At 70.2% G+C, this 18,928-nt stretch carries 16 protein-coding genes and 1 pseudogene; 8 read left to right on the forward strand and 9 right to left on the reverse strand.

What is annotated here, in order from left to right; genetic code table 11:
• The first annotated feature begins 469 nt into the window (after nucleotides 1–469).
• The 4 genes from MANAM107_RS10570 to MANAM107_RS10585 all read left to right on the forward strand — a co-directional run bounded on the left by MANAM107_RS10570 (nucleotide 470) and on the right by MANAM107_RS10585 (nucleotide 3,348).
• Nucleotides 470–949 (forward strand): DUF6318 family protein, encoded by a 480-nt coding sequence (locus MANAM107_RS10570; protein WP_223908148.1) that lies wholly within the window; start codon nucleotides 470–472, stop codon nucleotides 947–949.
• 443 nt (nucleotides 950–1,392) lie between these two features.
• Nucleotides 1,393–1,755, forward strand: a complete 363-nt coding sequence (locus MANAM107_RS10575; protein WP_223908151.1) for a hypothetical protein — start codon at nucleotides 1,393–1,395, stop codon at nucleotides 1,753–1,755.
• A 188-nt stretch (nucleotides 1,756–1,943) separates the two neighbouring features.
• Nucleotides 1,944–2,090 carry a hypothetical protein gene (locus MANAM107_RS10580; RefSeq protein WP_223908153.1) on the forward strand — a complete coding sequence of 49 codons (147 nt, stop codon included), beginning with the start codon at nucleotides 1,944–1,946 and terminating at the stop codon, nucleotides 2,088–2,090.
• A 1-nt stretch (nucleotide 2,091) separates the two neighbouring features.
• Nucleotides 2,092–3,348 carry a glycosyltransferase gene (locus MANAM107_RS10585; RefSeq protein ID WP_223908155.1) on the forward strand — a complete coding sequence of 419 codons (1,257 nt, stop codon included), beginning with the start codon at nucleotides 2,092–2,094 and terminating at the stop codon, nucleotides 3,346–3,348.
• 26 nt (nucleotides 3,349–3,374) lie between these two features.
• Here the strand turns inward: MANAM107_RS10585 and MANAM107_RS10590 are convergent, their stop codons facing one another.
• Together MANAM107_RS10590 and MANAM107_RS10595 are read right to left on the reverse strand one after the other, a co-directional pair.
• On the reverse strand, nucleotides 3,375–4,208 hold the full coding sequence (locus MANAM107_RS10590) for a hypothetical protein (RefSeq protein WP_223908159.1): 834 nt from the start codon (nucleotides 4,206–4,208) through the stop codon (nucleotides 3,375–3,377).
• Between the two features lie 39 nt (nucleotides 4,209–4,247).
• Entirely contained in the window at nucleotides 4,248–4,979 is a 732-nt protein-coding gene (locus MANAM107_RS10595; protein ID WP_223908162.1) for an NPCBM/NEW2 domain-containing protein, read from the reverse strand.
• A 319-nt stretch (nucleotides 4,980–5,298) separates the two neighbouring features.
• Between MANAM107_RS10595 and MANAM107_RS10600 the strand changes: the two genes are divergently transcribed.
• The 4 genes and pseudogenes from MANAM107_RS10600 to holA all read left to right on the forward strand — a co-directional run bounded on the left by MANAM107_RS10600 (nucleotide 5,299) and on the right by holA (nucleotide 9,974).
• Nucleotides 5,299–6,120, forward strand: coding sequence for a DegV family protein (locus tag MANAM107_RS10600; RefSeq protein WP_223908164.1), 822 nt, complete (start codon nucleotides 5,299–5,301; stop codon nucleotides 6,118–6,120).
• Between the two features lie 100 nt (nucleotides 6,121–6,220).
• Entirely contained in the window at nucleotides 6,221–7,111 is an 891-nt protein-coding gene (locus MANAM107_RS10605) for a ComEA family DNA-binding protein (protein WP_223908166.1), read from the forward strand.
• Nucleotides 7,108–8,667 (forward strand): annotated as a pseudogene (locus tag MANAM107_RS10610) (ComEC/Rec2 family competence protein); the annotation flags it as partial. The gene MANAM107_RS10605 and the pseudogene MANAM107_RS10610, both read left to right, overlap by 4 nt.
• 239 nt (nucleotides 8,668–8,906) lie before the next feature.
• A complete protein-coding gene (gene holA / locus MANAM107_RS10615) occupies nucleotides 8,907–9,974 on the forward strand; it encodes a DNA polymerase III subunit delta (protein ID WP_223908168.1) in 1,068 nt (355 codons plus the stop codon).
• Nucleotides 9,975–9,978: 4 nt separating this feature from the next.
• On the opposite strand, the gene MANAM107_RS10620 is transcribed toward holA, so the two are convergent.
• The 7 genes from MANAM107_RS10620 to MANAM107_RS10650 all read right to left on the reverse strand — a co-directional run bounded on the left by MANAM107_RS10620 (nucleotide 9,979) and on the right by MANAM107_RS10650 (nucleotide 18,794).
• Nucleotides 9,979–11,466 (reverse strand): DUF1846 domain-containing protein, encoded by a 1,488-nt coding sequence (locus MANAM107_RS10620; protein ID WP_223908171.1) that lies wholly within the window; start codon nucleotides 11,464–11,466, stop codon nucleotides 9,979–9,981.
• Nucleotides 11,467–11,628: 162 nt separating this feature from the next.
• Entirely contained in the window at nucleotides 11,629–11,889 is a 261-nt protein-coding gene (rpsT, locus tag MANAM107_RS10625) for a 30S ribosomal protein S20 (protein WP_223908174.1), read from the reverse strand.
• A gap of 141 nt (nucleotides 11,890–12,030) precedes the next feature.
• Nucleotides 12,031–12,738: an ATP-binding cassette domain-containing protein gene (locus MANAM107_RS10630; RefSeq protein ID WP_223908177.1), complete on the reverse strand. Its 708-nt coding sequence runs from the start codon at nucleotides 12,736–12,738 to the stop codon at nucleotides 12,031–12,033.
• A complete protein-coding gene (locus MANAM107_RS10635) occupies nucleotides 12,731–14,716 on the reverse strand; it encodes a hypothetical protein (protein WP_223908180.1) in 1,986 nt (661 codons plus the stop codon). The genes MANAM107_RS10630 and MANAM107_RS10635 overlap by 8 nt, the downstream gene beginning before the upstream one ends.
• 111 nt (nucleotides 14,717–14,827) lie before the next feature.
• Nucleotides 14,828–15,514: a type II toxin-antitoxin system PemK/MazF family toxin gene (locus tag MANAM107_RS10640; protein WP_223908184.1), complete on the reverse strand. Its 687-nt coding sequence runs from the start codon at nucleotides 15,512–15,514 to the stop codon at nucleotides 14,828–14,830.
• A gap of 108 nt (nucleotides 15,515–15,622) precedes the next feature.
• The gene (locus tag MANAM107_RS10645) at nucleotides 15,623–17,005 is read right to left on the reverse strand and encodes a sugar porter family MFS transporter (RefSeq protein WP_223908187.1); all 1,383 of its coding nucleotides are present in this window, start codon (nucleotides 17,003–17,005) and stop codon (nucleotides 15,623–15,625) included.
• A gap of 235 nt (nucleotides 17,006–17,240) precedes the next feature.
• Nucleotides 17,241–18,794 (reverse strand): hypothetical protein, encoded by a 1,554-nt coding sequence (locus MANAM107_RS10650; protein ID WP_223908189.1) that lies wholly within the window; start codon nucleotides 18,792–18,794, stop codon nucleotides 17,241–17,243.
• Between the last annotated feature and the right edge of the window lie 134 nt (nucleotides 18,795–18,928).

Here is an 18,928-nt window from a genome sequence, read left to right on the forward strand (position 1 = left end):
CGTGCTGGTGGTTCCCGGTTTCTCTGCTTGGTGATGATGGTGGTCGATGATGAGCACGTATGGCATGCGCGGGGGTTGGCGCTCTGGGACGGTGGGACCTGGCCGGTGCGGTGATGCCCGCGGGCCGGTGGGTCGGCGGCGCTTGAGGTCGTTATGTGGGCCCGTGGGGCGGGGGCCGGGGGCTCGGGGGCCGCGGTGGCGGGCCCCGGGGCGTGGTGCCCGTGGGCTGGTGGGTCGAGGGCGTTTGGTGCCGGTGGTCGGGCGCGGGGGTTGGCGCTCTGGGTGGGTGCGGTTGGTGGTGGTGTGCTTGGTGCTGGTGGTGCCGGTGCTGGGTGGGTGTGGTGGTGGGGCTGCTGCGCCGGTGGCGAGTGCTGGGGGTGGTGAGGGCTCGGCGGGTGCGTCGGGTGCTGCGTCTGGGGGGTCGGGGGCTTTGGACTCTGGTGTGGCGGCCGATCCGAGTGGTGGGCCGGTGGTGGAGCTGCCGGCGGAGCAGGCGGCCAGTCGTCAGGCGGCTCTGGCGACCCCGTTGCCTGACAGGCCGGTGGGTATGGATGAGGACTCCCCGGCTGGGGCGATCGCGACGGCGGAGTACTTCGTTCAGCTCTATCCGTATGTGTATGCCACGGGGGACTTGACGGAGTGGCGGGCGATGACCCGTAAGGACTGCGCCTTTTGCACATCAGTGATCGACAATGTCACCGAGCTGCACAGCAAGGGCGGGTGGACTGAGTTCTGGACGCCGGCGGTCAGTCAGACCCAGTATGTCGAGCCTGGCGCGGGCAGCGACTACTCCCGTGTGGATATCGCGATCAAGCAGGAAGAGACCCGCACCTATGACGGCACTGGAGGTGAGCCCAAGATGGGTGAGGCCCGGGATCGCGTTGTCGTCATCCTAGCTATGAAGTATGAGAACGGGCGGTGGATTATTCGTGGCGGTGATGTTCAATGAGATCGCGGTCATGGTGCGCGATGTTTGTGCTGCCTCTGCTTTGTGTCAGTTCGATAGCGGTCGCGGATGGAGGTGAAGATGGGGTTAATTTCACGGCTGAAGGTCTGGATAACTCGATCGATATGACTCAGACGCGGGAGACGGAGATTGCGCAGGCGCCGCAGGAGGATGTGGGTGCTTCGGGTGGGGGTGATTCCAGTGCTGAGGGCGGCGTGGATGTGAGTGCGGATGCCTCGCCGGGTGCGTGCAGGCGGAATGAGGCTGCTGATTCTGTGATGGGTAAGGAGTGTCAGGGTGATGTCCTGTCGCTGGTGGGGGGATCTCGGCCTGGGTCTGGTGGGGGTGGTTCGGTGGTGGTGACCTCGTCGGATGCGCAGCGGGTGGTGGCGCAGGGGTCGGGGATCGTGCGTCAGCCGCCGGGGTCTCGGGCGCTGGTGTCCAAGGTGGTGATTGTGTATACCTCGGGTGCTGATCAGGTGGTTGACACGGTGGTGGGTGGCTCGGCGGTGCGGGTGGTGGCCACGCCGGTGTCCTATACGTGGTCCTGGGGTGATGGGACGTCGTTGACCACGACGGATGCGGGGGCGCCGTGGCCTGATCACACGGTGTTCCACAAGTACTCCGCCACGGCGCAGGGGGTCAGGATCACGTTGACCACGACGTGGCGGGCGACGTACTCGGTCGATGGGGGCCCGGCGCGGGCGGTGGCCGGGGTGCTGACGACCACGGAGAGTGATGAGCCCTTCGATCTGGTGAGGTTGCAGACCTATCTGACCGACCAGGGCGAGGAGGCCCAAGGCCACTGAACCCGACACCTGGGCTGAGCGCCGAGACGCGCCCGGGGTGTGACGCAGCCCTCCCGGGCAGGGGAGGGTCCCGACCTGTCCTCCCCGGGGTAGCCTCGGTCCATCGAACCCTTCTGACAGGGCGCGCCGCCCCGGCGGGCCCTGCACAGGACCCCTGCCCATCCCCAGCAACGAGGTTCGCCCCATCCATGAACTGGCCGACCACCACGCCCAGCGCCCAGGCCCGCCCTGGCGACCGCCTCCACCCGGTGGGGGAGCCCCGATCCGTGCTCTGCGGGCATGCCGTGCCCCGGTTCGGGCGCCACGTCGTCTTCCACGAGGCGGGTGGGCGCTGAGATGCGGATCGCCTTCTTCATCGACGACTACCTGCCCTCGGTTCATGGGGTCGCGACCTCCACGGCGGGCTTCCGCGAGGCGCTGGAGCGCATGGGCCACGAGGTCTTCATCGTGGCACCCAAGGTGGAGGGCCACGTGGAGCAGGATGACCACATCATCCGCCTGTCCTCCTCGAAGTACTACGTCTTCGACAGCCGGGAGATGGCCAATATCTATCCGGGCCTGGCCAGGCGATTCGACCGCTACGGCTTCGACATCGTCCACAGCCAGACCCAGTTCAGCCTGGGGGTGCTGGCACAGACCGTGGCCAAGCGCCAGGGGATCCCGCATGTGACCACTATTCACACCCTCTACACCGAGCTCATCGACGACTACCCGGTGGCCGTGATAGCCGGGCTCCTCGCCCTGTCCTTCGCCTTTCCCGTGGCGCTGAAGTCTGCCCCGGTGCTGCCCAGAGTCCACCGCGACTCCATCAAGCACCTGCGCCGGGCCACCATCAAGGCGGCGCTGTCGCGCCATGGCTGGCGACTGACCGCGGCCTTCGCCAACAAGTGCGATGCCTGCCTGTCCCCCTCCCAGCACCTGGCGCAGATCCTCATCGACGACGGAGGACTGAGCTCACCGTGCATGATCCTGCCCAATGGCATCGACACCTCCCGCTACCGCCACGCCCACGGCGAGGACTCGCCCATCGATAAGGCCCCGGGACAGCGATTCATCATCTGCGTGGCCCGCCTCAGCCCGGAGAAGCGCCAGATAGCGCTCATCGAGGCGCTCCCGCATCTCACTGACAGCAGCGTCAGCCTCGTACTGGTGGGAGGAGGCCCCAGCGAGGAGGACCTGCGTCGGCGGGCCGATGAGCTCGGGGTGGGCCGGCGGGTGATCTTCGCCGGGATGCGCTCACCGGTGGAGGTGGCCGCGATGCTCAAGCAGGCCGACATCTTCGCCCTGGCCTCCTACCACTTCGACAACCAGCCCATGGTGTTCCTGGAGGCCTCCGCGGCGGGGCTGCCCATCGTGTACTGCGATGAGCGCATGACCGAGTGCCTCACCGAGCGCAACGCGGTCCTCGCCGGCGGCATTGCAGGGGAGGACCTCGCCCGGGCCTTCAACGAGGTCCTGGGTGACGACGCGCGCCTGGAGAGCCTGCGCCGCGGCGCCCTGGAGGTATCACGGGACTTCGACGTCGCCACCGCCGCCGGACGGCTGTCCGAGCTCTATACCGGGCTCATCGAGGCTCGATCAGTGGGGGCCTAAGAGGACTGTGCCGGACCGGCGCCCCGTTACCGCCTCACCGGCAGGGCTTTGCTGTGCAGCCAGCGCAGTGATGCCGTAAGCGCATCGGAATTGGAGCGTAGTGCGGCTGTGCAGATCTTCTGCTCTCCCGAAGAGCTCGAGAGAACTTTGATCGTCGAATAATCCTCCTTCAAGCTCCTGCCGGTGAACTCCGAGTACTTCGCTTCGCAATCGACATCGTCGGGCCCCTCATAGATGATCTCTGAGAAGTGCTCGTCGTTGCAGGGTGCTGGATTTCCTCGACTGTCGAGGCACCTTCTGAATTGACCGCCAGCGGGGTACTCGCTGCCACGGCCAGGAGCCCATATCCCCTCAATCGACGTGTGAGGGAGGTCGTTCTTGCTGGTGATGGCGCAGAGCGTGCCGTCGCTATTGGCGGCGGCGACCTCCAGATCCGCATTGAGCAGATCCACCCCCGGCTGGCCGCCCAGGTAGGTGATGAGTCCACTGGTGTCGCAGGAGAGTCCTTCTCCGGGCTGGAACACCTCCTTATCATGAGGGGAGCTGCACGGGACAGGAGAATCGTCCTTGAAGCAGCCTGTGGGTGGGGTGGAGGAGAGGTCTGACGGGTCTGCAGGAGGAGCGCCTGTAGAGATAGCGGTGGTCGCGGCGGTGCCGTCGTCGTGAGTTACGGGATGCCCGGGGGCGGTGATCGCAGCCTTGTTCATCGTGACTATGAAGCTGATTGCGGCGATCGCGACGCCGATCGTCGTGATGATGGCATTGTATTTGGCCCAGATGGCAGAGAGTCTCGTCCAGTGGAGAGTCTTGTTTGCCACTGGATCAGTCTGGGATGGATTCTCCTGCGTCTCGGATTCCATGCTCGTATCCGCCAGATGGGTTGGTGGGGTGCTTTTGATCTACTGGAGTTGAATATCGAAGAGGACGGCGGTGATCTTCTTTTCCGAGTAGCTGATGTTCCCCTTGTCGTCCACCTTTGAGAGCCTGATCTTTGCGGCGTTGACATTGGTGACATCAACGTCGAAGGGCTTGATCTCATTGAAGGGCACGTCGGTGGTGCTGACAGTTGCGTTATTCGCGATGATCTCCACCCTCAGGTACGTGTCCGATGCCTCGGAGGTATCGGCCTGGCCGGCGTTGAAGGTCAGGCGGCTGTACCGGTTGCCGAGTCGTAGCTCCAGCTCATCGTTTCCGCGGCCGACGGCACTCACCCCGATTCCCTCATGCTTTTCACCTGCCACATCGAAAGGGGCCTGCTTGCTGTTGTCCGGCGGATTGAAGAAGTCGTCGCGTGTCAGGTTCTTGCCGGTGGGCAGGGTAGGGGCTGCGCCCTTGGTGCTGCCGGGATCGCCCGTGGAGCCGGCGTCGGAGGGCGGGGGAGGCGTGGTGCCTCCGCCCTGGGGGTCAGGGGTCGTGCTCGGAGTGGGGGCTGGGGGAGTGCTGGTGTCGGGGGTCGTGCTGGGTGATTCAGGGGCCTGGTCGGGTGCTGCTGACGTGACTGTTGTGGAGGTCGTTTCGGCGGCGACCTGGTCAGCGCTATCCGTGCCGCATCCGGAGATTGCCAGGGCGGTGACGAATGCGAGCATCAGTGGTCGCGAAGAGTGGGGAGCGAGTCGTTTCATGGTTTTCATGAGTGCATGCTAGGCGTGTGCTGACGCCCACCGCATCGTGGGCGGTGATGCTCTGCCGGGGCTGTGCCCGTAGGTTTGCGTTGCGGTAAGGCCGTGCTTGCGGTGAGGCACAATGAATGGTCGAGAACTTCTCGTTTTCGTAGCAGTCGCATAAGATTGAAGCATCCTGAAAGGAAGTAGAATAATCAATGAAAGAAGGCGGAAAATCGGTCCCTGAGAATGCGTGCTTCCATGGTCGGATCCGTCACCCCGGCGCAGGCGTCGTCCCAGGCCATCATCGCCGCGGCGGGGCGCACCGATCGACCGATAGGCTGTCGGCATGCCGATCGCCGTCGTCACCGACTCCGCCGCCTGCCTCACGCGCAGCCTCGCCCAGGACCACGGCATCGACGTCGTCGCCCTCCACACCCACACCGATGAGACCGGCGCATCCACCACCTCCCGGCCCAGCATCGAGGAGCTCGCCCAGGCCTACCGCAGCGCCGCCAGGCGCAGCCGGCAGGTCCTGGCCCTCCACCTGTCCGCATCCCTGTCCGGCACCCTGGACAATGCGCGCCTGGCAGCCCAGCAGGTCAACGCCGACGAGGAGGCCCACGTCGCGGTCATCGACTCCGGGACCTGCTCGGGAGCGCTCGCCCTGGCCGCCCTGGCCGCCAGCGGCGCACGGGACCTGCGGCACGGCGCCGCCCTGGCCCACGAGTCCGCGGCCCGCTCCCACCAGTACTTCATCATCGACAGCCTCGGCCACCTGGCCCGCTCCGGCCGCATCGACAGGACCACCGCCCGACTCGGCGGAGTCCTGGGCATCCGCCCCGTCCTCGAGGTCGCCCCCGCAGGCATCCGGGCCGTCGAGACCGTGCGAGGAGCCGCACGGGCCCGCAGGAGCCTCATCGACCACGCCGTCCACGCCGCCGGAGGCACCGCCCTGTCAGGGCCGCGCCCCCCGGCCGGGCCCGTGCGCCTGGCCATCCAGGGCGAGGACCCCACCGCCCTCGACGAGCTCGCCCAGGAGCTGCGCGCAGCCCTCGATGCGGCCGGGGCCATCACCGTCCAGACCCTGACCCTGCCCATCGACCGGGCCCTGCGCGTCCACCTGGGACCAGGTGCCCTGGGCATCGCAGTGGCCCCCGCCCTGGAATAGAGCCGCGAGCCGGTCTCCACAGCCATCGCTCCTGCAGGCCCCATCCACAGGCATGGCAGGTGCGCGAGACGCCCCGCGCGCCCCGCAGTAGCGTCGAGGCATGGCAGGCAGGCGGGCACACTCGGGCAAGCGGCCCCTCGAGGAGCTCGTGCGGCTCGCCTGCTCCACCGACCCGATCGAGCCCGAGACCCATCCCCGGCGCCTGGCCATCGCCCCACGCGCCGCCATCGCCACCGGTGTGGCACTCATCGCCCTGGCCCTCCTGCTCGCCCTGCGCGCCGTCGCCCTGGCGCCCTCGGCCCCAGCCCCCGCACCCGTCCCGACCCCGGCCCCCACCGACGCCGCAGCAGCCTCCCCCGCCCAAGCCGTCCCACCGGGCGCAGCCGGAGCGCCGCAGCCGGCCGGCCCCGCGGCCCCCAGCGGTGCCGGCGCCCAAGGAGGCGGCACAGCCCCGGTGGACCCGCTGAGCACCGCAGCCCCCGCGCAGGACCGGGTCGTCGTCCACGTCGCCGGCGCTGTCCAGAGCCCCGGGGTCGTCCTGCTGCGCCATGGGGCGCGCGTCGTCGACGCCATCGAGGCCGCCGGCGGGGCCACCGCCGAGGCGGACACCGACCAGCTCAACCTGGCCCGTGTCCTGGCCGACGGCGAGCAGGTGCGGGTGCCCCGCCTCGGGGAGACCCTCCCGCCCCAGGACCCCGGCCAGGATCCCGCCCATGCGGGCGGGCCGGCAGCCCCCGGTGCCCCGGGCCCGCAGGCACCAGGAGATGCGGCCGGGTCCGGCCCCCAGGCGGCGCCCGGCAGCCGCATCAACATCAACACCGCCACCGCCTCCCAGCTCGAGGACCTACCCGGGATAGGCCCGGCCCTGGCCCAGCGCATCGTCGAGCACCGCCAGACCCACGGGCCCTTCGCCTCCGTGGAGGACCTCACCGATGTTCCCGGCATCGGTCAGGCCAAGCTCGAGGCGCTCAAGGAGGCGGCCACTGTATGACCCGCGACGACACCCCCGACACCCCCGGTCCGCAGCCTCCGGCCCGCCCCGCCGCGGCAGCGCCCTGGGACGACCCCGCCCTCCTCTCGGCCCTCGCCCCCTCCCGGCGCGAGCCCCCGCACGCCCGCAGCGGCAAGGCCCCCGAGGCCCTCGACCTGCGGCTCCTGCCCCCCGCCCTCGGTGCCTGGGCGGCGGCCTTCTGGGCGGTCGGCCGGCCAGCCGCAGCGTGGAGCACAGTGGCCGCCGTCGCCCTGGCCTGCCTGGGGGCCGCCACCCTCCTGGCTGTTGCCGTCCTGCGCCGTCGCCCACCGCGCCACCGCGCCGACCACCGGCCGGGAGCGCCCCAGGACCGGCCCGAGACCATCGGCTCACCCACCGCCAGCCTCCTGGTCTGCCTGGTGGCCGTCTGCGGCGTGCTGGCAGTGGGCGCCGCCCAGATGTGGTCCCGCAGCCTCGACCCCCTCACCGCCGCCACCACGCGCCCAGGCTCCGTGACGCTCATCGGCACCATCGCCGAGCAGCCCCGGGTATCGGCCACGCCCAGGGCCACCACCGTCATCACCATCCTGGATGTCGAGAGCCTCGAGGGCCGGCCCTGCCGGCAGCGCGCCATCGTCCTGGCCGGGCAGGAGTGGGCCCGCCTGGAGATGGGCGACCGGGTGCGGGTGCGCGCGAGCCCGGAGACCACCGACCCCGGCAGGCGGGAGGTCGCCCTCATCGGCCGCTCCGCCAGCGTGCGGCTCCTCGAGCCCGCCTCGGGCACCCTGGGCGCCGTCACCGCGCTCAGGCGGGGCCTTGCCCAGGCCGCCGGCGCCCCCACCGGTGGGGCCGGCCCCGGCCAGGCCCCACCGGGGCCCTGGCCCGCCGGCAGCCGCGAGCTCGTGCCCGGGGTGGCCCTGGGGGACGACCATGCCCTGCCCGCCTCCGTGCGCCAGGACATGCGCACTGTCTCCATGACCCACCTCACAGCCGTCTCGGGGCAGCATGTGGCCATCGTCCTGGGGCTGTGCCTGGCGGCCCTGGGCGTGGTGCCGCGCCGGTGGCGGGCCCTGATCGGGGCCCTCCTCCTGGCCGGCCTGGTCATCCTCGTGCGCCCCTCGGGATCGGTGCTGCGCTCGGCCGCCATGGGCTCGGTCATGCTCCTCGGGGTGGCCGCGGGACGGCGGGCGACGGCGCTGCCCTCCCTGTACACCGCCATCGTCCTGCTGCTGCTCATCGACCCCTGGCAGGCCCGCGACTACGGCTTCGCCCTGTCCGTGTCGGCCACGGCGGGCATCCTGCTGGGGCAGCGACCGGCGGCCGCAGCCCTGTCCCGCCACCTGCCGCGGTGGGCCGCCACCGCCGTGGCACTGCCCCTGGTGGCCCAGGCGGCCTGCGCCCCCATCCTCATCCTCCTCCAGCCCAGCGTGGGGGCCTGGTCGGTGCCCGCCAACGTCCTGGCCGCGCCCGTGGTCCCCCTGGTCACGGTCTGCGGCGTCCTGGCGGCCCTCATCGCACCCCTGTGGCCCGCGGCCGCCTGGCTCATCGCCCGGCCGGCGACGGCGGGCTGCGCCTGGCTGGTGGCGGTCGCCGGGGCCTTCGCCCACCTGCCAGGAGCCCAGATGGCCTGGCCCGCGGGGATCACCGGCGCGCTGGGGGCAGCCGGGGCCGAGGCCGTCGCCCTCGCCCTGGCCCACCCCGGGGCGCGCCGCAGGTGCGCAGGCCTGCTGCGCCGCCCTCCCGGCGCGGGGCGCCTGCCGGGCATCCTGCGCGCCGCGGCGGGGCGCAGGCCGCCGCCCCGTGGCAGGCTTGGCCCATGGCATCCCCCCGATCCTCGCGCTCCCGCGGGGCGCGCAGCGCCCGAGGCTCCAGCGCCCCGGCAGGAATCCCCTGGGACCAGGCCGAGCTCGCCCCGGTGGTCCTCATCCGCGCCGGGGAGGAGATCCTGGCCGACCGGGCTGTGGCGCTCCTCGTGGCCCAGGCCAAGGCCAAGGACCCCACGACGCAGGTCACGCGGGTCGAGGCCGCCACCTATGAGGCCCACCAGCTCGACACCCTCGTCTCGCCCTCCCTGTTCGGAGAGCCGCGGCTCATCCTCATCCCCGCCCTGGAGCAGATGACCGACGCGCTCCTGAGCGACCTGCTGGCCTACGTGGGCGCCGCCGACCCCGAGGTCGCCGTGATCCTGCGCCACAACGGGGGCCAGCGCGGCAAGAGGCTCCTCGATGCGATCAAGGCCTCCCCCTACCCGGTCATCGCCTGCGAGGCCATCAAGAGCGCCAAGGACAAGTCCGCCCTGGTCACCGCCGACGTGCGCCGCGCCGGACGGCGCATCGAGCCCGAGGCCGTCGGGGCGCTCGTCGACGCCCTGGGCAGCGACGTGCGCGAGCTGAGCGCCGCCGTCGACCAGCTCCTGGCCGACACCCAGGGCACCGTGAGCGTGGAGCACGTGCGCACCTACTACGCCGGGCGCATCGAGGCCACCGGCTTCACCGTCGCCGACGCCGCCGCGGCCGGTAACGCCCCCGCCGCCGTGACCGCCCTGCGCCACGCCGTGGCCACGGGCACCGACCCGGTGGCCATCGTGGCGGCCCTGGCCATGAAGATCCGCCAGTTGGCGCGCGTGGCCGCCGCCGGGGGCAGGCGCATGAGCCCCGCCGAGCTGGGCATGGCGCCTTGGCAGGTCGACCGGGCCAGGCGCGAGCTCTCGGGCTGGTCCGACGATGCCCTGGCCGCCTCCATCCTGGCCGTGGCCCGGGCCGACGCCGAGACCAAGGGCGCCAGCCGGGACCCCGTCTACGCCGTCGAGCGCGCAGTGCTGACCATCTGCCGGGCCCGGAGCGCAGGATCGGCGCCCCGGGCCGGCGGGCGATCCGCCCGCTGAGGCGCTACCGCTTCTTGTACAGGGACTTGGTGGCGTAGACCGGCTCGTTGGTGACCTGCACGCCCAGGGAGCGGAAGATGCCCTCGTCCACGGGGCCCAGGATCGTGGAGGTGTGCACGTCGCAGCCGCGCAGGCTCTCGAGCTGGTCCAGGGCGCGCCGGGCATTGTCATCCCCATTGGCCGAGACGGCCAGGGCGATGAGCACCTCGTCGGTGTGCAGCCGCGGGTTGCGCGAGCCCAGGTGCTGGGTCTTGAGGGTCTGGATGGGCTCGATGGACTCCGGCGCCAGCAGCTCCACGCCGTCCTCGATGCCCGCCAGAGTCTTGAGGGCATTGAGCAGCATCGCCGAGCAGCAGCCCAGCAGGGCGCTGGTCTTGCCGGTGACGATCCGCCCGTCGGGCAGCTCGATGGCGGCCCCCGGCGCGTGAGTGGCGCGGGCCACGGCCAGGGCCGGGTCCACCACGGGGCGGTCGTGGGTGCTCACCCCCACCTTGGCCATGAGCAGGGCGATGCGGTTGGACTGGACGGGCTCTGCGGCGTCGCGCTTCTCGGCCACCAGCGCCTTGTAGTAGCGGCGGATGATCTCCTGGCGGGAGGCCTCCCGGCAGGCCTCGTCGTCGCTGATGCAGTGCCCGGCCATGTTGACGCCCATATCCGTGGGGGAGGCGTAGGGGCTGGAGCCCAGGATCTCCTCGAACAGGCGGGTGAGCACCGGGAAGATCTCCACGTCCCGGTTGTAGTTGACGGTCTGGACGCCGTGGGCGGCCAGGTGGAAGGGGTCGATCATGTTGACGTCGTCGAGGTCGGCGGTGGCGGCCTCGTAGGCGATGTTGACCGGGTGGTCCAGGGGAAGGTTCCAGATGGGGAAGGTCTCGAACTTGGCGTAGCCCGAGGCCAGGCCCCGCTGGTGGTCGTGGTAGAGCTGGGACAGGCAGGTGGCCATCTTGCCCGAGCCCGGCCCGGGGGCGGTGACGACCACCAGGTCGCGGCTGGTCTCGATGTACTCGTTGCGCCCGTAGCCCTCATCGGAGACGATGCGCGCGACGTCGTTGGGGTAGCCGGGGATGGGGAAGTGGCGGTAGACCTTCAGCCCCAGGGTCTCGAGCTTGCGCTTGAAGTCCTGGGCCTGGCGGTTGTCGTGGGTCCACTGGGTGATGACGACGCTGGCCACGTACAGCCCGTAGCCGCGGAAGGCGTCGATGTGGCGCAGCAGGTCGTCCTCGTAGGGGATGCCCAGGTCGGCGCGCACCTTGTTGCGGGCGAAGTCCTTGGCGTTGACGGCCACGACCACCTCGACCTCGCTGGCCAGCTCGGCGAGCATGACGATCTTGTTATCGGGGGTGAATCCCGGCAGGACGCGGGAGGCGTGCATGTCGTCGACGAGCTTGCCGCCGAACTCCAGGTAGAGCTTGCCGCCGAACTGGGCGCGCCGCTCGGCGATATGGGTGGACTGCATGTGCAGGTACTTGTCACGATCGAATCCGATGCGCATCGGCTCTCCTGGTGGGGGTGCGGGGGTGGATGGGTGTGTCATGGGCGGGTGGGCGCGCTGCGGCGCGGGTGGCGGTCGGGTCGACGGCGCAGGGACGCAAAAAAGGGGAGGGCGCCTCCCGCTGGGGAGGCGCCCTCGACCGTGCTCACTGCTGTGCGTGCCTTACAGGGAGGCGACGCGCTTGGCGAGCTTGGACTTGCGGTTGGCGGCCTGGTTCTTGTGGATGACGCCCTTGGAGACCGCCTTGTCCAGCTTGCGGGAGGCCGCCTTGAGGTGCTCGAGAGCAGCGTCCTTGTCGCCGGTCTCAACGGCCTCGCGCACGCGGCGCACGTAGGTCTTGAGCTCGGACTTGACGGACTTGTTGCGCAGACGGGCCTTCTCGTTGGTCTTGATGCGCTTGATCTGGGACTTGATGTTCGCCACGGTGAAGCTTTCTCGTGTCTGGTTCGGTCGATGGCCGGAAGAGAGGGTTCGCGCCACGGGCTGACATGAGGTGGTGGGGCACCTGGCTGGCCCGGTCGCCGGACCCCGCAGCCGGCCAGGCCAGAGGTCCAGTGCGCGACTCTACCAGGCCGGATTCTCAAGGGCTTCGCGCTCGCGGGCACCGGTTGCGTGAACTTGCTCGCCTGTGCCGAGCGCGACCCGGCTCTCCGCGCGCTCGACGAGCCTGGGGTCGTGGGTGACCACGAGGATCGCCGCCGAGGCCCGGGTCCACTTATTCAGGGCCTCGATGACCACCGCGGCGAGTTCCTCATCGGCTCCGGCGGTGGGCTCATCGAGGATGACCAGGCGGGGATGCTCGATGAGCAGTGTTCGCGCCAGTGCCACCCGCATCCGCTCCCCTCCGCTGAGCAGGCCGGTGCGGGTCCGGGACAGGCGGGTGAGCCCTGTGGCGGCCAGGGCGTCGGTGATCCGTGCCCCGCGCTGGCGCCGGGGGAGCCCGAGAGCCCAAGCGGCGTGGCGCAGGGTGGCGGTGGGTGTCCAGGAGTCCTCCAGAAGGAGGTCTTGGGGCTGGAGGGCGATCGTGGTGCGGTGCGCCCGGCGGATGTCGCGCGGGCTCATCTGGCTGGAAGGCCGGCCATCGATGGTGACCATCCCGTTGAAATCGAGGTCGTACAGGCCCAGACACCACGCGGTGGTGGTCTTGCCGGAGCCATTGGGGCCGATCAGTGCCGTGACGGTGCCCTCCTTCAGGGACAGGTCGAGCCCGTCGACGAGCAGGCGACCGCCCCTGGAGATGGTCAGGCCTGTGGCGGTGAGCGTGTCAGTCATGGCGGGCCTGCCTCCTGCGGCGGGGGTGGGTGGGTCGGGTGGTGGTGTGGCACGCTCCCACGACGGCGGCCGCGGCGAGGGCCAGGGCGCATGCCCCCTGAGTGAGGGCCAGCTCGGCAGTGGGCTGGGCCAGCAGCGGCCAGGCGAGGATGAGGACAGGGATGGTGATGAGGACCAAGGTCAGGAGACGTCCGGCCAGCGGCCGCTGGCCCAGGAGACGCTCGATCTCGCGTCTGCGCCGTCTGGCCTGCGCCCAGGCGCGTGCTGCGAGCCCGGCGCTGGCCGCAGCACCGGCGGCGGCGGTCAGCAGGATGAGGCCGTGAAGGGCCGCTGTGCGCGTGGTTTGCTCTCTGAGGGCCGTGTTACCGGTGCCGACGGTGTCGAAGCGCGCCACGAGGTCCTCCACATGGTGCTCGCGCAGGCTCTCGCGCAGGGAGACGATGCTGTGGTCGGTGAGGACTGCCGCCCCCTGGGTGATGGCGGACAGGTAGTCGTCCGGGGCGAAGTAGCCGTCGGGGACGACGGCGATGAGGCAGTCGTTGGTGCGGGTTCCCTCGGAGCTGAGGAAGTAGCTGACGGCGGGCAGGTTGTCCGGCAGTAGCGCGCTGACGTCCTCCAGGTCGTGGGTGGTAACGGTGATCGTGCCCGCGCTCGCCCCGTGCAGGGTGTTGAAGTGCGCCTGCTCGATGAGTCCCTGGGTCAGGGCCTCGTCCTGGCCGGCCAGTGATCGAGGCCGGTAGAGGGTGGCCTGCTGATCGGTGGTCTCGGGCAGGCCGTAGTTGGCGGCAGCCGTGCTGTTGAGGTAGAGCGTGGGCCTTTCGCCGCTGTCCCCGGTGGAGCCGTTGGGGACCGCCCAGGTCAGGATGAGGCGCCCCTCCTGCTGGGTCTGGGTGATGAAGGAGGCGATCTGGGGTGTCTTGGTCGTGAAGGTGGGCTCGTTGACGGACCAGATGCTCAGGGAGGTGGCCGGCGGGAGGGACTGCTGGGCCTGGGCCTGGTTGCGCAGCGCCTGCGCCTGGAGGACGTCGATGACGAGGTTGATGCTCGCTGTTGAGAAGGACCAGGTCATGGCCAGCACGAGTGCGTAGGTCAGCAGGGCGATCCCGTGGCGTGGGCGCGCCTCAGTCCCGGGGCGCCGCCGGCTCCCGGCGGCGAGCACGGCCCATCCTGCGAGTGTGCCTGTCAGGGTTGCGGCCAGGGTCAGGGCGGTGCAGCAGCCGATGAGCTCGGCGCTCATGCGGTGGATGTTCAGCATGGTGGATCCGTAGGCGTCGTAGGCCACCATCAGGGCGAGCAGCGCCAGGGGGAGCAGGAGCCAGCAGCATGTTGCCCGGAGGCTGTTGTAGAGGAGGTGGAGAGCAAGGCGGGTGTGGGAGCGGCCCAGCAGGCGGGCGTTCCTGTAGGAGGGAGAGTGGGAGGCGGTGGTGAGGGCCAGGACGAGGGCAAGGATCATCTGGGCCACCAGCAGGCTCATGCCGATCTCGGAGCTGATGGCGGTGGACGGGGCAAGGCCCGGGGACAGGATCCCTGAGCCGCTGATCCGATCGCCCCACTGGCCGGTGACGCGGTTGAGGAATTGCGTGGTGCTCTGGTGGGAGCCGATGGCGTACCACCCTCCCAGGGCGTCGTCCTGGACGGTGCTGGCGCTGTAGGCGATGGACTCCGGTAGGAGCAGGGGGGTCAGCGGCGGGCGGATGTAGTCGTCGGCCTTGTAGCCGAGGATCTCGACGGCGGTTGTCGAGAAGGATGCGTTGACGTCGTCGTCGTAGTCCGTGATGTGGCGTACTTGGGCGACCTCGACGCCGGCCTGCTCGCCGATCCGATGGAGATCGTCGGGGTCGACGCCGGTCTCACTGATAATGACGTAGCCGCTTGTCTCGGCCGGGAACAAGGATACGAGCGTCTGGGGGACAAGCAGGACGGTTGCCAGGCACAGTGCGAGGTTGAGGGCCCAGGTGGCTTTGAGGAGATTCTTCATATGGAGTGGGTGCAGTAGGCGATCCCCACTTTCGACAATTTGCATGAGATCGTACTTCTCCAGGCCTGGAAAAGGCCGATCTCATGCAAATTGTCGAAAGTTAGGGGTGGGTCAGGAGTGGTGGGCGCGCAGGGCCGCGACGACGGCCTCGAAGGTGCCGCGCGGCATGGTGGCCCCCTCGCGGCGCACCGCGTCCGGCTCCACGCTCAGCAGCCGGTCCAGGCGCACCTCGCTGGGGCGCCCCCGGGCATCCCAGGGCCCCGAGCCGACGTCGTGCCAGTGGCGGCCCCAACGCGCCTCCTGGGCGGCGTCGCGGTCATGATCCTTCGACGTCATCTGGGCCACCACCAGCCGGCCCTGGGCACGGGCGAGCACCAGCACCGGGCGGTCCTTGCCCTGGGTGGCGTCCTCCTCATAGGGCACCCAGGTCCACACCACCTCGCCGGGGTCAGCATCCCCGTCGGGGTCGGGGGAGTAGGTGAAGTCGGGCAGGCCCAGGGAGCCGACGTCGTAGACCGCCACCCCGCGGTGCGGCGCGGCGCCGCCCCTGCCCCGAGCGGCGTCGTCGGCCCCGCGGCTGCGATTGGGCCGATCGGTGCCACGGGACGAGGCGCTACCGGAGCGGCCCTTCGAGCCGGAGTCCGCCTTGCCCGAGCCCGAGGAGGTCCCGGTACTGGGGCGGTCGGCGGGGCCGCCGGTGGTCGTCGTGGGCCTGGTCGCGGTTGTCAGCGCCTCGGAGGCGGCGTCGGCGGCGGCGCGCCCGAGCACGCGCAGGATCCGGTTGAGCAGGCTGGCCATGGGCCAACCCTAGCCGCAGGCGCGCCGACGGCGCCGCACGGGTCCGGCCGCGCAGGCCCGCCCGGCGCCGGGCAGCCCCGGCGGGCGGCCGGAAGGCGGTGGGCGCCGCTACCGCCCGCTGCCCAGGCCCAGTCTCTCCTCCATCTCCTCCAGGGGCACGCCCTTGGTCTCGGGCATCGTGGTCAGCACCCAGACGAGCTGGCCCACCATGCACACCAGGAACAGCGTGAAGGCCCATCCCCCGCCCAGGCCCCCGGCGATGGCCGGGAAGCTCCAGGAGATGACCGCGGCGAAGAACCAGTGGGTGAAGGAGCCCAGGGCCTGGCCGCGGGCACGGATGCGGCTGGGGAAGATCTCGGAGATGAACACCCAGATCACCGAGCCCTGGCCGAAGGCGTGCGCCGCGATGAACACCAGCAGGCTCAGCAGCACCAGGGTGGAGGCGCCGCCGGAGAAGCTCTCGCCCGACATGAAGAACACCACCGCGATCGAGCCCAGCGAGATGAGGTAGCCGATGGAGCCCACGATCATGAGCCTGCGGCGGCCGAACTTGTCGATGACGGTCAGCGCGGTCATCGTGGCGATGAGGTTCATGGCCCCGACCGCGATGGAGGACAGGAAGGCGGTATCCGAGCCGGCCCCCGCCATGCGGAAGATGTCCGGGGCGTAGTACATGATGGCGTTGATCCCCGAGAGCTGGTTGAAGGCCGCGATCGCGAAGGCCAGCAGGATGACCCGCCTGTTGCGGCGCACGAAGAACGGCGCCTTGCCCATGGAGGCATCCTGCTGCAGCGCCTGCTCGATCTCCCCGATCTCGAAGTCGGCCTCCTGGCGGGAGGAGGTCAGGCGCTCGACGATGGAGCGGGCCTGCTCGGTGCGGCCCCTGCTGTAGAGCCAGCGGGGGCTCTCGGGGATGGTCAGGGCCAGCAGGAGGAAGGCCATGGCCGGGACCGCCTCGATACCGAACATCCAGCGCCAGGCCACCTCGTAGTCGAAGATCTTGGCCAGCATGTAGTTGGACAGGTAGGCCAGCAGGATGCCGAGCACCACGTTGAACTGCACCAGCCCCACGAGCCGGCCGCGCACCCGGGCGGGGGAGATCTCGGCGGTGTAGATCGGTGCCACCACTGAGGCCCCGCCCACACCGATGCCCCCGATGAGGCGGAAGAACATGAACAGGTACCAGTTGGACACCAGGGCCGAGCCCAGGGCCGAGACCGTGTAGAGCAGGCCGATGGTCAGCAGGATGCTCTTGCGGCCCCAGATGTCTGCGGGCCGCCCCGCTGACATGGCGCCGATGATGGTGCCGATGAGGGCGGTGGCCACGGTGAAGCCGAGGCCGAACTCGCTCAGGTCGAACACCGAGCGCAGGTTGTTGGTCGTTCCGGAGATGACGGCGGTATCGAATCCGAAGAGGAGTCCTCCCAGCGCGGCCACGATGGCGCTGCGGATGACGAGTAGGCTGATCTTGCTGTGGGCGGCTGACGGCATCGTCGGCTTCTTTCGTCACAGAGGGTGGGCTGCTCGACCGCAACCCGGTGTGACAAGACACACTATCAGGGGTGGGGTGGCTGGGTGCGCGTATCGACCCTCCGGTGGGCCGTGGCCGACGACGCCGGCTGCGGGCGGCCGCCGGGAGCGGCTGGGTTCAACGCTCGCGCCGCTCCCGGCGATCCTGTCGCGGTCGCTGTGCCGGCGGCCGGGGCCGCAGGCACAGCGCGGGGGCCTACTGGCCCGTCTGGCGGGTCACGGCGGTGCAGGTGGCGTGGCTGGCGGCCTGGATGCCGCCTGCCTGGGCGAGCTCCACGGTGGCTCTCAGCCCCGTGGACGGGTCGGCGGCATCGCAGCGGCTCAGCGCCTCCCATCCTCCTGCTCGGTCCACGGCGCCGGTGTCGACCCGGTAGACGGCGAAGACCCTCAGCCTCGCCGTGGAGTCCCCGGAGACGGGGATGCCCCCGCCCAGCGTGATCGCGCCGTCGGCCCCGGGCATGAAGGCGTCCAGGGGGCGCAGCCAGTAGGCGCCGTCAGCGGTGGCGTAGCTCAGGGTCAGGCCCTGGGGGGCCTGGGGCCTCAGGGTGACCGGGGAGGTGGTGGTCCCCACGTCGGTGAGGTTCTTGTAGTCCACGGTGTAGGTCACGCGCACGTAGGGGCTCTCGCCCAGGCCGTTGATGTTGGCGGGCTCGACCGTGACCGAGGTGTCGGCCTGGACGGAGGCCTCGACGTCGGCGCGCACGTCCTGCAGTTCGGAGGGGAAGATCTCCTTGGCCTTTGTGCTCGCACTGCTGGAGATCGTGTTGCGCCCTGACACGCCGGTGGCCTCCAGGTAGCAGGTGGCGCTCTTGCCTGCGGGGATCGAGGCCTTGCCGGCGTAGAGGCTCATCCCATCGGAGGCGGTGGTGTCGGTGACCACCTCGCCGCCCAGGGCGCTGAAGTCGCAGGTCAGGGACGTCAGGGAGGCGGGCCCCGCGGTCACGGCGCTGGAGACCGAGAAGTCGGACAGGGCGGTGGTGGAGTCGTTCCGGACGGTGATGGCGTAGCGCCCCGCCCCCCAGGGCTCGTCCTGGACAGCCACGCGCTCGGTGGTGACGGTGGCGTGCGCGTCGGCCTGGTCCGGCTTGCCCGCGCTCGCGCTCAGGGTCTGGGGGGTGGCGGACTGGGAGGTGGTGATGGACATCGCGGCGGAGTAGGTGCGCGCCCCCGTCCCGGGGGCGGTGGCGATGGCCCCGATGTCCTCCAGCACCAGGTAGGCGTCCTGGCTCCAGGTCGCGAAGTCGACGGCGTAGGTCAGGCTCAGGTGCTCGGGGGTGCACTCGACCCGGTTGACCGAGCCGGCGTAGTCCCCGTAGTGGCTGTAGTAGAGGTGGTTGTAGAAGCCCAGGCCGGTGGAGGCCAGCCTCTCAATGGGCCCGCCGCTGTAGTGGCTGGTGTAGAAGGAGCTCGATCCTGCCACCAGGTCCTCGGCGCGGCAGTCCCACGTCCACTGCCCGGGCGCGGAGTCGGCCTCGATGGTGATCTCCGTGCTCTGGTGGCCCACCGCCGTGGAGGGGATGACGAGGTCCCAGGACAGGCAGTCCGGGGCGCTGGTATGCCCGTGGCACCCGGCGCCGCCGGGGTCGTAGGAGCCGGTGAGCGCCATCGCGCCTGTGGCCGGGGGAGTGGGAGTGGCCTGGGCCGGGGCGGCGAGCAGGGCGGTGGCGATCAGTGGCACCGCCAGGGCCAGCGCCAGCAGGCGTGCAATTCCATGGCGGAGCGCCGGTGCTCCGGGTGGTGGCGTGCGCATGAATAGCCTTTCTCCGAGGGGGAGCCAGAAGAATAATGGTGGCCATTCGATTATGTCGGTTCTTCTATCGGCTGTAAAGGACCTGTGCGCCCGGTTCGATATTCCGTAGGATTGCCGCTTAAACGGTGGTTGAC

Source organism: Actinomyces capricornis (assembly GCF_019974135.1).
In the GTDB taxonomy this organism is placed as follows: domain Bacteria; phylum Actinomycetota; class Actinomycetes; order Actinomycetales; family Actinomycetaceae; genus Actinomyces; species Actinomyces capricornis.

Bases quoted from the DNA above. Each gene is read 5' to 3' on its own strand.
- MANAM107_RS10600 (WP_223908164.1), top strand. From the start codon at position 5,299: ATGCCGATCGCCGTCGTCACCGACTCCGCCGCCTGCCTCACGCGCAGC.
- MANAM107_RS10585 (WP_223908155.1), top strand. From the start codon at position 2,092: ATGCGGATCGCCTTCTTCATCGACGACTACCTGCCCTCGGTTCATGGG.
- MANAM107_RS10630 (WP_223908177.1), bottom strand. From the start codon at position 12,738: ATGACTGACACGCTCACCGCCACAGGCCTGACCATCTCCAGGGGCGGT.
- MANAM107_RS10590 (WP_223908159.1), bottom strand. From the start codon at position 4,208: ATGGAATCCGAGACGCAGGAGAATCCATCCCAGACTGATCCAGTGGCA.
- MANAM107_RS10620 (WP_223908171.1), bottom strand. From the start codon at position 11,466: ATGCGCATCGGATTCGATCGTGACAAGTACCTGCACATGCAGTCCACC.
- MANAM107_RS10580 (WP_223908153.1), top strand. From the start codon at position 1,944: ATGAACTGGCCGACCACCACGCCCAGCGCCCAGGCCCGCCCTGGCGAC.
- MANAM107_RS10635 (WP_223908180.1), bottom strand. From the start codon at position 14,716: ATGAAGAATCTCCTCAAAGCCACCTGGGCCCTCAACCTCGCACTGTGC.
- holA (WP_223908168.1), top strand. From the start codon at position 8,907: ATGGCATCCCCCCGATCCTCGCGCTCCCGCGGGGCGCGCAGCGCCCGA.
- MANAM107_RS10595 (WP_223908162.1), bottom strand. From the start codon at position 4,979: ATGAAAACCATGAAACGACTCGCTCCCCACTCTTCGCGACCACTGATG.
- MANAM107_RS10650 (WP_223908189.1), bottom strand. From the start codon at position 18,794: ATGCGCACGCCACCACCCGGAGCACCGGCGCTCCGCCATGGAATTGCA.
- MANAM107_RS10645 (WP_223908187.1), bottom strand. From the start codon at position 17,005: ATGCCGTCAGCCGCCCACAGCAAGATCAGCCTACTCGTCATCCGCAGC.
- MANAM107_RS10605 (WP_223908166.1), top strand. From the start codon at position 6,221: ATGGCAGGCAGGCGGGCACACTCGGGCAAGCGGCCCCTCGAGGAGCTC.
- MANAM107_RS10640 (WP_223908184.1), bottom strand. From the start codon at position 15,514: ATGGCCAGCCTGCTCAACCGGATCCTGCGCGTGCTCGGGCGCGCCGCC.